This is a genomic window from Ralstonia sp. AU12-08, from assembly GCF_000442475.1.
Lineage (GTDB): Bacteria > Pseudomonadota > Gammaproteobacteria > Burkholderiales > Burkholderiaceae > Ralstonia > Ralstonia insidiosa.
Window position 1 is genome coordinate 155254 of the sequence record NZ_ASZV01000008.1, and the last position, 13318, is coordinate 168571.

At 62.4% G+C, this 13318-nt stretch carries 12 protein-coding genes; 10 read left to right on the forward strand and 2 right to left on the reverse strand.

Features of this window, described 5'->3' with window-relative positions; genetic code table 11:
* Positions 1-360: 360 nt before the first annotated feature.
* The 9 genes from C404_RS36295 (at position 361) to C404_RS58770 (ending at position 10330) form a co-directional block, all read left to right on the forward strand.
* On the forward strand, positions 361-960 hold the full coding sequence (locus C404_RS36295) for a cysteine hydrolase family protein (RefSeq protein WP_021193656.1): 600 nt from the start codon (positions 361-363) through the stop codon (positions 958-960).
* A gap of 26 nt (positions 961-986) precedes the next feature.
* Positions 987-1706 carry a cysteine hydrolase family protein gene (locus C404_RS36300; RefSeq protein ID WP_021193657.1) on the forward strand — a complete coding sequence of 240 codons (720 nt, stop codon included), beginning with the start codon at positions 987-989 and terminating at the stop codon, positions 1704-1706.
* 54 nt (positions 1707-1760) lie between these two features.
* A complete protein-coding gene (locus C404_RS36305; RefSeq protein ID WP_031328957.1) occupies positions 1761-2654 on the forward strand; it encodes a LysR family transcriptional regulator in 894 nt (297 codons plus the stop codon).
* A 354-nt stretch (positions 2655-3008) separates the two neighbouring features.
* Positions 3009-4451, forward strand: a complete 1443-nt coding sequence (locus tag C404_RS36310; RefSeq protein ID WP_021193659.1) for a sensor histidine kinase — start codon at positions 3009-3011, stop codon at positions 4449-4451.
* A complete protein-coding gene (locus tag C404_RS36315; protein ID WP_021193660.1) occupies positions 4448-5092 on the forward strand; it encodes a response regulator transcription factor in 645 nt (214 codons plus the stop codon). The genes C404_RS36310 and C404_RS36315 overlap by 4 nt, the downstream gene beginning before the upstream one ends.
* A gap of 298 nt (positions 5093-5390) precedes the next feature.
* Positions 5391-5966, forward strand: coding sequence for a fimbrial protein (locus C404_RS36320; protein ID WP_021193661.1), 576 nt, complete (start codon positions 5391-5393; stop codon positions 5964-5966).
* 85 nt (positions 5967-6051) lie between these two features.
* Entirely contained in the window at positions 6052-6801 is a 750-nt protein-coding gene (locus tag C404_RS36325) for a fimbrial biogenesis chaperone (RefSeq protein WP_021193662.1), read from the forward strand.
* A gap of 191 nt (positions 6802-6992) precedes the next feature.
* Complete coding sequence (locus C404_RS36330; protein ID WP_080981251.1) at positions 6993-9794, forward strand: fimbria/pilus outer membrane usher protein; 2802 nt, start codon at positions 6993-6995, stop codon at positions 9792-9794.
* Positions 9795-9796: 2 nt separating this feature from the next.
* A complete protein-coding gene (locus C404_RS58770; RefSeq protein ID WP_049286119.1) occupies positions 9797-10330 on the forward strand; it encodes a fimbrial protein in 534 nt (177 codons plus the stop codon).
* Positions 10331-10563: 233 nt separating this feature from the next.
* Here C404_RS58770 and C404_RS36340 read toward each other — a convergent pair whose 3' ends face one another.
* Complete coding sequence (locus tag C404_RS36340; RefSeq protein WP_021193665.1) at positions 10564-10821, reverse strand: hypothetical protein; 258 nt, start codon at positions 10819-10821, stop codon at positions 10564-10566.
* A 214-nt stretch (positions 10822-11035) separates the two neighbouring features.
* On the opposite strand from C404_RS36340, the gene C404_RS60260 reads away from it, so the two are divergent.
* On the forward strand, positions 11036-11191 hold the full coding sequence (locus C404_RS60260) for a hypothetical protein (protein WP_156667263.1): 156 nt from the start codon (positions 11036-11038) through the stop codon (positions 11189-11191).
* A gap of 188 nt (positions 11192-11379) precedes the next feature.
* Here the strand turns inward: C404_RS60260 and C404_RS60580 are convergent, their stop codons facing one another.
* The gene (locus C404_RS60580) at positions 11380-13275 is read right to left on the reverse strand and encodes a YadA family autotransporter adhesin (protein WP_021193667.1); all 1896 of its coding nucleotides are present in this window, start codon (positions 13273-13275) and stop codon (positions 11380-11382) included.
* Between the last annotated feature and the right edge of the window lie 43 nt (positions 13276-13318).

Genomic DNA, 13318 nt, shown 5'->3' on the forward strand with positions numbered 1-13318 from the left:
GTTGTCTGAGGGGTGGCTTATGTGAGTGCGAGTCGTTGCATCAGAAGGTTGGGCATGGTCGCAGCGGCGGCGGTGGGCTGGGGCAGGTGTGCTTCACATCATGGCGCCCGCGCAGGTCGAGTGAAAGGGCTTTCTTCCGTTTGGCGCAGCCGTAGAACGTTTTGATAGACCAAGCTCCATGCACGCCCGCTTTGGCCGATTGTCGAGCGTGCCCAAATCGTCCGAAGCCCCCGTTTTGGCTCCTCGCCCGGTGTTGATGATTTGTTCAAGATTTGCACAGATCCTGTCGTCCCGCAGCTATGGTGGTGATCAAGCGCGCGGCCTAGACTGCGCTCCAACCACTTTTTTGAGGACACGGATATGTCGAAGCAAACCCTGCGTAGCATCCTCGGCGCGACCGCCCCCACGTCGCTGCCCAAAACAACCGCACTTCTCGTCATCGATTTCCAGGACGAATACTTCACCGGTTCGCTGCCGATTCCCAACGGCCCGCAAGCGCTGAAGAACGCGAACACGCTGATCGACTTTGCTGACCAGCAAGGCTGGCCTGTTGTGCACATCCAGCATGTGGCCCCGGCTGAAGCACCGATCTTCGCCAAGCATGTCGCGATTCATGCAGACGTTCACCAGAAGCCGAACCACCGTCTGGTGCAGAAGACCTCGGTCAGCGTGTTTGCGAGTACCGACCTGGCAGACCAACTGAAGAAAGACGGCATCACGCATGTGGTGGTGTGCGGTCTGATGACGCACGCCTGCGTGGCAGGTGCCGCGCGCGATGCCGTACCGGCCGGCTTTGAAGTGATCGTGGCCGACGACGCCAGCGCCACGCGCGACATTGTCGTCAACGACCAGATCCAGGTCTCGCACGACGTGCTGCACAACGCCGCCCTGGCTGAGATTTCCGACACCTTCGGCTCGGTCATGCGCACGCAAGATGTGCTGTCGCTGAACGTTCAGTAAACCTTCCTTCCAACAGGAGCTAACGCATGGAATTCCGTTTCACCCGTTTTCTGAAGACCCTCGCCATTGGCCTGTCGTTGACTGCTGGCGCTGTCGCCACCGCCTCTGCCGCACAACCGAACCCGCATCCGACCATCCGCGCCATGTCGGGCGTCGGCACGCTGGACCATCTGGACCCGAAGACGACCGCGCTGATCGTGATCGACTTCCAGAAGGAATACTCCACCGGCAAGATGCCGATTCCGGACGGCGCCAAGGCTGCCGAGAACGCCAAGAAGTTGATCGCCTTTGCCGACAAGAACAAGATGCCCGTGTTCCAGGTGCAGCACGTCACCCCAGCCGGCTCCGCCGTGTTTGCGGTGGACGGCGACACGGTGAAGTTCCAGCCGGGTATGGAGCCGCGCGCGAACGACATCCTGGTCAAGAAGGACACCGTGAGCGTGTTCTCCAGCGCGAACAGCTTCAAGCCTGAGCTCGACAAGCAATTGAAGGCCAAGGGCATCAAGACGGTCGTGATTGCCGGCCTGATGACCCACGCCTGCGTGGCCGGTGCCGCGCGTGACGCCGCGCCGCTGGGCTACAACGTCGTGGTAGCATCCGACGCCTCTGCCACGCGCGATATCACCCGTGCGAATGGCGACAAGATCAACAAGGATGACCTCCACCGCGCAGCACTGGCCGAAGTCGAAGACACCTTCGGCTACGTCATGAAGACGGCGGAGATCGAGCGTCTGCCGCTGCGCTAATCCACTATCCTGATGCACAAGGCGGGCGAAAGCCCGCTTTTTTCATTCACGCTTATGGACCAGTTGCTTGCAATGCGCGTGTTTTGCGCCATCGTCGAAGCACAAGGCTTTTCCGCTGCAGCGGAGCGCCTCGACAGCACGCATTCCTCCGTGTCGCGGCAGCTGAAGAATCTTGAAGCGGCGCTGGGCGTGCAGTTGCTCAACCGCACAACGCGGCGCTTTTCACTGACGGCCGCCGGGCAGCGCTACTACGAATCCTGCATCGATATCCTCGCGCGGGTGGACGCGGCCGCGCAGGCCATGGCCCATGAGCACCAGCGTGTGGCCGGCACCTTGCGCGTGAGCGTGCCGCTGGCCATCGGCACCCTGGAGCTGGACGACTGGCTGCCGGCGTTCCAGAAGCGCTACCCCGACATCCGCCTCGATCTGTCGTGCAGTGACGAGATGGTCGACCTCGTTGCCGACGGTTTTGACGTTGCGCTGCGGATCAGCCAGCCCTTGGGCGACAGCAGCCTCGTCGCGAGAACGCTGGTCGAGTCCGATATCGTGTTGGTCGCCTCACCGGCCTATCTGGCCCGGCACGGGTTGCCGGCCATGCCGCAAGACCTTGCCAAGCACGAGCTGATTGCCTTTTCCGGCTCGCAGACGGCCACCGAGTGGGTGATCGAACCCGCGCGGGGCGAGGCTGTGCGCCTTCCCCTGGACGGACGGCTCCAGACGGATGCCATTACCGCCGCCTATTCAGCCACGCTGGCGGGCGTCGGCATTGCTGCATTTACCTGGAACACCGTGCGGCCGGCGCTGGCACGCGGGCATCTGGTTCATGTCCTGCCGGGCTGCAGGCTCGGCAAGCGCTTCTATTACGCGCTCTATCCGCACACGCGCCATGTGGCCCCCAAGGTGCGGGCCTTTGTCGACTACATGAGCGAGCACTACCGCGCGCACTAGCCGGCATCCGGCTCGCAGTCTCCACACGAAATCAGACCGTTCCGATACGCCCGATCGCAGCCGGTCGGTACATTCGAACACGTGTCGAATTGTGACGCGGGCCCCGGCCTCTGTTCTCTGTTGCCGGCTCGACCCGAAATTCCGTTTCGCCTCCTCCGCACGAGATGACGCCATGTGGTTCGACCTGCCTTGCCAGGCGAGTCACGGCCGACGTCCGATCGCCTGATTCATCGTGATGCGGAAGACGAGCCCATGCGCGCAGTGCCGGAGCGCACTTTGCCGCTACGGGTGCCGAATCCCAGGTCACTGCGGCCAAGACAACAAACAACGCCAGCCAATCCCACAACAACGCCCATGAAGATTCCCGCCCGCGTCATCCTGTTACTGGCCTGGCTTGCACTGAGCCTGGCGGGCACGGCACTGATCGTCTCGCGCGCCGTTTCAGAGGCGTACAACCGCTTTTTCGTGGATTCCAGCATCGCCATCCGGCAGCTCAGCCAGAAGGCCGCACAACACGAGGCGATCTTGGCAACGCTGGGTGCGACGCCGCTTGCCGCGCCTCCGGAAGACATGCTCGACAGCCTGCGCGAGCGCATGCCCCAAGTTACCGCTATCGCCCACTGGACACCCGGCGCCGGATGGCAGGGGGAGGGCGGCATCATGCCGATGGCCGCGCTCGCCCATGCCAACAACGGCAGGTTCGCGCTGGAATTTGATGGTGAGCAGGCGTACTGGATCGTTGCGGAAAGTGGTTGGGCGGTGCGCGTCGAGCCGTCGCGCATGCTCGAGACGAGGGATTGGCCGGAATCCGTGTCGTCTGCCGCGCTGCGCCTGCGCGACCACACGTTCAGCCTATTGCAGCGAAGCGCATCGACAGCGCAGCCAGGCTGGACGTTTCACCTCGAAAAGCACCTTCCCGTGCAGCCCCAGGCCTTCGTGCTGGATACCACGCGCACCTTGACGCTTGCCGATCTGCCGTGGCTCCCGATTGCCCTCTGGAATGTCGTTGCCGTGCTGATCGCGCTGGGCGCAGCGGGCGTGTGGCGAATGCGCGAGGTCCATCGACGTGAACACACGCGGGCCCGTATTGACCGCTTTGGTCGGCTGGATACGTTTGGCGAGATGGCCGCTGGCCTCGCGCACGAACTCAACCAACCGCTGACCGCCATCATCACGCACACCCGCGCCGCAGAACGCATGCTCGACATGCCGGCCGAGCGCGACAGCGTGCGCCGGGCGCTGCAAACCGGTGTCGCGCAGGCCAAGCGGGCGGCTGCCATTCTGGATCGGCTGCGCACGGGTGTTGCATCCACGCAGGCGGGAAAACGCAGCGCCATCGACACCGATGCCTTGATGGGCACGCTGCTGTTCCTGTTTCGCGATGAAATGGCGCGCGACAACATCCACCTTGTGTGGAGCAACACCGCACCGCGCGCGCAACCACTCGGCGAGCAGGTTGCCGTGGAGCAGATTCTGTACAACCTGATCCGTAACGCGCGTGATGCCCTTGCTGCCACACCGCGCCATGGCACGCGTGGCGAGATTCGCGTCAGCGGCAGTTGTGTCGGGCAGCGTTACCGCTTCAGCGTGGTCGACAACGGCCCGGGTGTCCCCGCCGATGCGTTGCCGCGCCTGTTTGAACCCTTCTTCACCACACGCTCCGGCGGGCTGGGTCTTGGCCTGCCGTTGTGCGACACGCTTGCGCAACGCCTGGACGGCGCCCTGACTCTACAGAACTTGCCATCCGGCGGCGCCGAGGCGGTACTGACACTTCCACTCGCAGAGGAGTCCGCATGAAAGCCACCCCCGACACGCAGATCGACACCTCCGTTGTTGCCATCGTCGACGACGACGAGGCCGTGCGCGAAGGCCTTGCCTTGCTGTTGCGCACCGTCGGCCTGCAGACCCGCTGCTATCCCGATGCCAACAGCTTTCTGGCAGACGCCGGCGACAGCGCACTCGGCTGCGCGCTGTTCGACATTCGCATGCCGGGCATGAGCGGCCTCGATTTGCTGGATCACGTAAGCGGCCGGTACGACTTGCCAATCGTCGTCATGAGCGGCCACGGCAACATCGACACCTGCCGCCGCGCATTCAAGGGCGGCGCACTCGATTTTCTGCGCAAGCCCGTTGATGACGACGAGCTGATCGGCGTCGTCCAGCAGGCGATCCGGAAGCGGCGTCGACAAAGCGATGGCCACGACGACCAGCAAGTGCGGGCCGAGCGTATTGCGACATTGAGCACGCGCGAGAGAGAGGTATTCGACGGCATCGTAAGCGGGCTCAGCAACAAGGAGATTGCCCGCAATCTCGGCGGCCTGTCGCCACGTACCGTGGAGACCTATCGCGCCAATGTGTTCGACAAGCTGCAGATGCGTTCTGTGGTTGAGCTTGTGCGTACCTACGCGATGGGGCAAGACGCGACAGCTGCACGGTAAGGGCGAACGCCGCTCTTGCACGACCGCCAAGTAGCGAGAAAACGCACAGTTCTCAACGCAAATTAGGCCTATTCCGATGGCCTATCTCCGCTGTCGTTCCTAACATGCGCCCACACGTCAGGCCATGTGCTGACAGCGTCCAGATATCAGACAAATCTCATTCGCCATGAGTGCTGTCGTCAATAAGCTTGTGTCTGTTGATCGCTGCCTATCACACCGTCTTTCGTGGGGCTGTGAACACAGGTCTCATCACGTTGATGAGTAAACATGTTTATTTATTAAGTAGGAAGTCAATCTCATGAAGAGCATCAAGTTTGCATCCGCCATCGCGCTGGCCGCAGGCGTTCTGGTGATGGGTAACGCTCAAGCTCAAGCTGCCAACGGCGGCACGATCCGTATCACCGGCGCTGTGACCGATGCAACCTGCACGATCACTGGCGGCGCTGGTACCGACGGTGGCACGAGCAACGTGACCGTGGCACTGGACCCGGTTGCTGCAACGTCGCTGACCGCAGCAGGCAACACCGCTAACCACAAGCCGTTCAACCTGATCATCGGCGGCCCGGGCCAAGGCTCGTGCGTTGACGGCAAGGTGGCTCGCCTGTCGTTCAACGTTGCCAGCCCGCGTGTTGACGCAGCTACCGGCACGCTGACCAACGCACTGGTGGGTCAAGCAGGCAACACCAACATCCAGATGACGAACGGCACGGCTGCTGGCGTGATCAACCTGGCCAGCCCGGCAAACGGCGTTGACAGCCCGGCAATCGCCGACAACACCGCCACGATCAACCTGGGCGCGCAGTACTACGCCACGGGCGCAGCTACGCCTGGTCTGGTTGACACCAGCGTGCAATACGGCGTGACCTACAACTAAGTCACCCGGTAGCAAGTAGTAGAAGTCGAGGCATCGGTGTCGCGTGCGGCACCGATGCCGTTATCAACATCTAGCGAGGTAGTGTATGAACAACATGTTGCGTAATGTCGTGGCCTGCTCGGCCGTTGTGGTTGGGTTGTTTTCTGCGCACGCCAACGCCACGGTTGTCATTGGCGGTACGCGCATCGTCTACCCCGCAGACGAAAAAGAAGTCACGGTCAAGTTGAGCAACGAAGGGACAGTTCCCGGGTTGGTTCAGGTTTGGCTGGACGACGGGGATGAAAAGTCCACCCCCGATACTGCAAAGGTTCCTTTTACGGTGGCACCCCCGATCTTCCGCATGGACGGAGGCAAAGGGCAGGCTGTCCGTTTGATGTACACCGGTGAACCGCTGCCCACGGACAAGGAATCGCTGTTCTGGGTGAACGTGCTGGAAGTGCCGCCCAAGGCCGAGAATAAAGAGGGACGCAACATGCTGCAGTTTGCGTTCCGCACACGTATCAAACTGTTTTTCCGCCCGACCAAGCTGGTGGGTGATGTTGACCAAGCGCCGGGCAAGCTTAGCTGGAAGCTGATTGCGCCCGAGGCTGGCAAAGACGTGGCGCTGCAGGTTTCCAACCCCACGCCGTATCACGTCAATTTCGCCAAGGTTGGCCTCGGTATCAACGAGAAGACCGTGGGTGACGAGGGCGGTGGCATGGTGGCACCCGGGCAGAGTGCAACGTTTCCGCTCAAGGGCATGACCCATATGCCGTCTGGTGATGTCAAAGCCGACTTCACCGTCATTACCGACTACGGCTCGCTGGTCAAGATGGAAGCGCCGCTCGCGCGTTGATCGCGTCTCGTCGTTCTCGTTTAAGTACGTACCGCCTCTATCGAGGCGGGTAGCGCAGGCAGCCACCTCCGCGCGTGCGGCAGGTGAGCGCGAGTCGCGCAATCACGGTTTCCCCCCCCAGTTTCTATTGCTGATGCCGCCTCCAATGAGGCGGTAAGGCCGACTGCTGCTTTTTATCTGGAGAAGTAGGGATGTTGTCTCGTAACGCCATGACACGACATGCGCGAGCCGTAGGCCTACCCCGAGGCTATGTGCTGACAGCGATGATTGCTGCCGCGCTGGCCCCGAAGGCCTATGCCGAGCCAACGGAAAAAAAGGGCGTGGCTCCCTCTGCCTCGGGAACCGTCACGTTCGACCCTGATTTCCTCCCGAAGGGGTCGGCTGCCCACATTGATATTTCCCGCTTTGAGAAGGCGGGCTACATCACGCCCGGCACCTACCGGGCCGACGTCGTCCTGAACCAGCAATGGCGTGCTCGCGAGGACGTAACCTTTGCGACAGAGCCAGGCTCGGACGAGACCCAGCTGTGCCTCGACGCGCAATCGCTGTCGCGCTACGGCGTGGACGTCTGGAAAGTCGCGATGGCGGCGGCCGAAGGCAAGGCCGAACGGCTGCCGGAAGGGCGCTTCTGCGCGCCCCTGAGCCGCTTTATTCCCGACGCGACGATGAGCTTCGACATGGGGAACCAGGAGCTGACGCTCACGGTTCCCCAGATCTATGAACAGCGCAACGCGCGCGGTTATGTCGACCCATCGCAATGGGATGCAGGCACAACGGCAGCCACCGTCAGCTATAACGCAAACGCTTACACAAACACGGGCGGCACCAACTATTCCAGCGGCTACCTGGGGATCAATGCCGCCGCGCACAGCGGTTCGTGGCATGTGTATCACCAGGGCTCGCTGAATCTGTCGTCCTTCGGTGGAACGAGCTATCAATCCGCAGCGACTTACCTGCAGCACGACTTGCCCGCCTGGCGCGAGCAGCTCACTGCGGGTGATCTGTTCACTTCCGGCGAGATGTTTGACAGCGTGCGGGTGCGCGGTGTGCGTCTGGCAACGGAAGATCGCATGCTGCCGCAATCGCTGCGTGGCTTTGCTCCGGTGGTGCGCGGCGTGGCTGAGACCAACGCGCGCGTTGTCGTTCGCCAGAACGGCTATCTGATCTACGAAACCAACGCGGCCCCGGGCCCGTTCGTGATTGACGACCTGTATCCCACTGGGTACGGCGGTGATCTCAATGTGGAAGTGATCGAGGCCGATGGGCGCGTCAAGCGCTTCGTCGTCCCGTTCTCGACCGTTACCCAGTTGCTGCGTCCCGGTATCGACCGGTGGAGCGCGACCGTCGGTAAGGTCAATGGGCTGAATCTGCAGGACGCGCCCAACATCCTGCAGGGCACGTACCAGCGCGGGCTTACCAACATCCTGACGGCCTACGGCGGCGTTACGCTGGCGTCCGGCTACCGTTCCGTGCTGGCGGGTAGTGCCATAAACACCCAAGTTGGCGCGTTCTCCCTGGACGTTACCCAGGCGCAGCAGTCGGTGTCTGGGCAATCCACGTCCAACGGTGTGTCAGTGCGGTTGGGCTACAACAAGAACATTGTCGAAACCGGTACCAACCTGGCTTTTGCGGCCTATCGCTATTCCACCAACGGCTTCGTGGGGTTGAGCGACATGGTGGCCGTTCGTGATGCCGCCGCACGTGGCATCCCGACGGATACGGTGCTGCGCCAGCGTAGCCGCCTTGACGTGAACCTTGCCCAGTCGCTTGGCGAGAAGGCGGGCTCGCTCAACGTGTCGGGCTCCATGCGCAACTACTGGTCGGGTGGCGGCAGTCAGTTGGACTACACCATTGGTTACTCCAACAACTGGCGCAACCTGACGTACAGCATTACCGCGCAACGTACGCGGGAGTCGCTCTCTGCCCCGGGCCGCTGGAATGAGTTCAGCCAGATCCCGGGCGCGATCGATGCCCCCATACCGACCATTGATTCCCGGTGGGATACGCGGGTCTTCTTTACCGTTAGCATTCCCCTGGGCTCGAAGGTCACCTCGCCGACGGTGACGGCAACGCATAACCAATCGCATCGAGATGGCAGCAGCACCCAGGTCAGCCTGTCCGGCAATGCCGGCGAGGACCAGCGTATCGGCTACGGCGTGACCGCAGGCCGCAACGACGGCAGCTCGGCATTGAGTGCCAACGCCCGCTACAACGGCTCGTACGGTCAGGTAGGCACCAACTACAGCCAGGGCAATGGGTATCGCCAGTTCGGTGTTGGCGCATCGGGCGGTCTGGTTGTTCACGGCGGGGGCGTGACGTTTGCCCCGACACTGGGCGAGACCATCGGCCTGATCTACGCCCCCGATGCTGCTGGGGCGCGTGTGCAGAACGGCCAGGGCGCGGTTGTCGACCGCAGGGGCTACGCTGTCGTGCCGAGCTTGAATCCGTACGAGCTCAACACGGTCGCGCTTGACCCCAAGGGCATGTCGACGGGCACTGAGTTGAAGTCAACCACGGTGAGTGTTGCGCCGCGTGCGGGCTCGGTCGTCAAGCTGACGTACGAGACCAAGGCCGGGCGTGCGTTGATCATCGACAGCCAGCAGGCGGACGGCAAACCGCTGCCTTTCGGCGCACAGGTTGAAGATGACCAAGGCACCAATGTTGGCGTGGTCGGCCAGGCCAGCCGCGTCATCGCCACGGGCCTGCTGGCTTCGGGCGGCTTGACGGTGCGTTGGGGCGAAGGGGCGGAGAACAGCTGCCGCATCAATGTGACCTTGCCTGACAAGCCCGCTGCCAGCGGTTACGAGCGCTTTGATGCAGTGTGTGAGCCGCTTGCAGCGGCAGCAGAACCGGTTGCAGCGCCGGCAGCAGAGCCGCTCAAGACCTCCAGCGCCTTCAGCCAGGCGCCGCAGCCTCATGGCGCGGTGCTGACGAAGGCCCGTTTCTCATCCATGCGGACGACACCGTCGTCGCGTACCGAAATGCAGGGCTGATCATGGGACAAAGCTCTTCGCCAATGCGCAAATTGTGGCTCTCATTGGCAGCGTTTGCGCTGTGCGGTGGCGCCTCTACCGCGGCTATGGCGCAAGCCAACGTGAGTGTGACCGGGCGGTTGACCGCAGGAACGTGCCAGTGGGGTGTCGGAGGCAGTGACCACGCCGTCGCCCTGGACCCGATCAACGTTGCTCAACTCAGGCAGGGGCAGGTGTCCGGTCTGAAGACGTTTGACCTGTCTCTAATCAATTGCTCGGCAGGGATGGTGAGTGCAACGTTCACCTTCTCAGGCACGTCTGATATCACCGACAAACTGCGCTATCGCAACACTGGCACTGCTGCCGGGGTGGCCGTCGAGCTTCAATCAGCGGACGGTAGAACGATCGGGGCGGATGGCACCAACAACCAGCGGACGGCCATCGTTTCAGGCACGCAGGTGACGTTACCCCTGCAAGCAGGTTACTGGCAGGTTGGGGCACGGGCCTCAAGTGGTACGGTCAATTCCGCCATCACATTCGCGATCCAGTACAACTAGTAAGAGGGGTTGTGCGGGCCGGCGTGCAGACAGTTTGCGCCGCAGCTTGATCTAACCTCCAAAGCCATACGCCGGCGTTGTTTTCAACGTCGGCGTTTTCTTTTGGACGGTCCTAGATCCGACGTAGGGGCTTCGGCGCAATGTTGAGATGAGGTTCAGACATGCAACAGGGGTGCTCTGCATGCCGGTAGGGCGCACGTAAAAAGCCGCTTGTTTCGACGCTGCCGGCGCCCTCACTTCATGTACTGGGGCATTGCGTTGAATATGTACGCATCGGTGTACGCATGGCTGAGCTCCAACGTGTCCAAATCCATCGTTGAATAGGCTTTGATCACCAGCGACTTCTTGGCTTCCAGCGTTTTTTCTTCGCCGGAAGCAAGAAATTGAACCTCGCCGTCATCCACGTACAGCGCAACAGTTGCTGTTTGGGCGATGCGGCTGCCAGCGTCAGGACCGGTGTTCGCATCGGCATTTGAAATCGTCAGCTTCACAGTGCTCTCCTTTCTGGGTTGATGGGAACAGCCGAAAAAGCATAGGTAGTGTCAGGGGGACCCTCCAGAGGGTCGTAGAGGGGTATCTCTGCTGAAGGTGCAGCTGCCAACACATGGAGCACCATCCACACGCCGCAGACACGGTGTTCCGCACCATGCCCAATAGCCAGTTCTCCGCCGTGCTCCCGACCATGTGCTGCTTTCGGTGTTAGGCGTGCTTGGCAACGAGGCGGCTCGGATCGTGATGGCGCTGCGCACGCTTGGCATTGCGGTGCCGCCGATGATTCACACGCATATCGAAGCCGAGCGGCACGACCTGGCCACCAACGGCCAACGCATGGCGAGCGAAGCCATCAAGGGAGAGGCCTAGATCGCTCCGCGGAACTACAAAACCGGCGTGCAAATGCATACAAAAAAAGGGCTCCGGTTTCCCGGAGCCCTTCCTCTACAACCACACGCTCAACCGGTTCTCCCCCTTGGAAGGAGCAGGAAGAACGTCACTCAAAGGCGAACCTGTCTTGCGTGCGTACAACAAAAGCCTGCTTGGCTGGTTGTGGGTTACCAGTAGAAGCCGCCACCCACCACCGCGCCCACTTCACCGCGCGTGCTGGTGTTGACCGCGCCCTTGACGACCCACTTGCCGTCCTTGGACATGTACGACGCGCCAACGGCCATGCCTTGCTCACCGCCGTACGTGCTGCCCGACAGTGCCATGAACGTCTTGCCCGGCATCGACGACTGCGGCAAGCCTGCCACCGCCATCGCTGCGGCCACGCCGCCCATCGCATCCTGACGTGCGCTGTACACAGCGTTGTTCATCTGCTGCACGTTCACAGCGTCGGTCGGGGCTGTGCCGGCGGCAACGTTGGTGATCTGGCGTTCAGCGCCCGGTGCACCCACCGACACGCTGTTGTCGCGGTCTGCCACCGAGCCCGCGCCCAGCGCCACCGCGTTGTTGCCGGTTGCGCTCGAACCCTGGCCCAGCGCCGTGCTGTGGTCACCCGATGCTGCCGAACCTTGGCCGACCGCCGTACCGCCGTTGCCCGAAGCCGACGAACCCTGGCCGATTGCCGAGCTGTTCGAACCCGTTGCCGACGAGCCCTGACCAATCGCCGAGCTGTTGTCGCCCGAAGCCACGGCACCGTTGCCGATGGCCGAAGCGTTGTCGCCCGAAGCCACCGCACCCTGGCCGACAGCCGAGCTGTCCTTGCCCGAGGCATCGGCGCCCTTACCAACCTGCGTGCTGCCTTCTCCCGAGCCTTCGGAACCCCCACCTGCTGCGGCCTCCAGATCCTTCACCCGGCCATCCAGGTCAGTCAGGTCGCCCAGGCTGTCCTTGATGTCGCCAACCTGGCTTTCCAGGTCACCCACCGAGCCTTCCAGCTTGCCGGTGCGGTCTTCCAGATCGCCCACCGTACCTTCCAGCTTGCCAGCGCGGTCTTCCAGATCGCCCAGGCCAGCATCGAACTTGTCCGACAGGTCACCAATCTTGCCTTCGAGTTCCGTCTTTGCGCTGAACAGCTGATCGCCCGTGATGGCATCTGAGCTGCCGGCCGCAACACGGCCATTACTCACGCCGGTCAGCACACGCGTGGTGCCGCCCAAGCCCGCAAAGTTGACGGTCGTACCGCCCGTGCCGGCCGCCACCGTGATGTCGCTTGTCGGCGTGTTTTGCTGCACGAGGCCGATGGTGCCGCTGCTCATCTCATTGCGGATGTTGGTAATGGCGGTTTCGTTGCCGGTTACGCGGCCGTCGAGGTTGTTCACCACATCGCCCACGGTGTGCACGGTTTTCGTGCCGCCGCTGCCGTCACCGACGGTAAAGCTCGGTGCCGTGATCGAACCATCCGCATTGACCGTCGAGCCCGCACCAATGGCCGAGGCCACGCTGGTGGACACACCATGCAGTTGCGAACCGTTGATTGCATCAGTGCTGGTGGCCGAGACCGCGCCGTTGGCAACGCCCGTCAGCGTGCGGCTTGCGCCTGCGCTGTTGGTGAAATCCACAGCCGCACCGTCGGTGTTGGCGCCCACGGTCAGGTTGGCACCAGAACCAGCTTGCTGCACGAGGCCGATCGTGCCGCTGCTCATCTCGTCGCGGATGCTGCCGATGGCGGTTTCGTTGTTCGACACACGGCCGTCGAGGTTGGTCACCACGTCGCCCACGTTGTGCACGGTTTTCGTACCGCCGCTGCCATCACCGACGGTGAAGCTCGGCGCCGTGATCGAACCATCCGCATTGACGGTCGAGCCCGCGCCGATGGCCGAGGCCACGCTGGTGGACACGCCATGCAGTTGCGAACCGTTGATTGCATCCGTGCTCGTAGCCGAAACCGCGCCGTTGGCAACGCCCGTCAGCGTGCGGCTTTCATCCTTGTTGTTGGTGAAGTCCACAGCAGTGCCGTCGGTGTTCTTGCCAACCGTCAGGTCAGCACCGGCGCCGGCTTGCCGCACCAGACCGACAGTGCCGTTGCTCAGGTCATCGCGGATATCACCG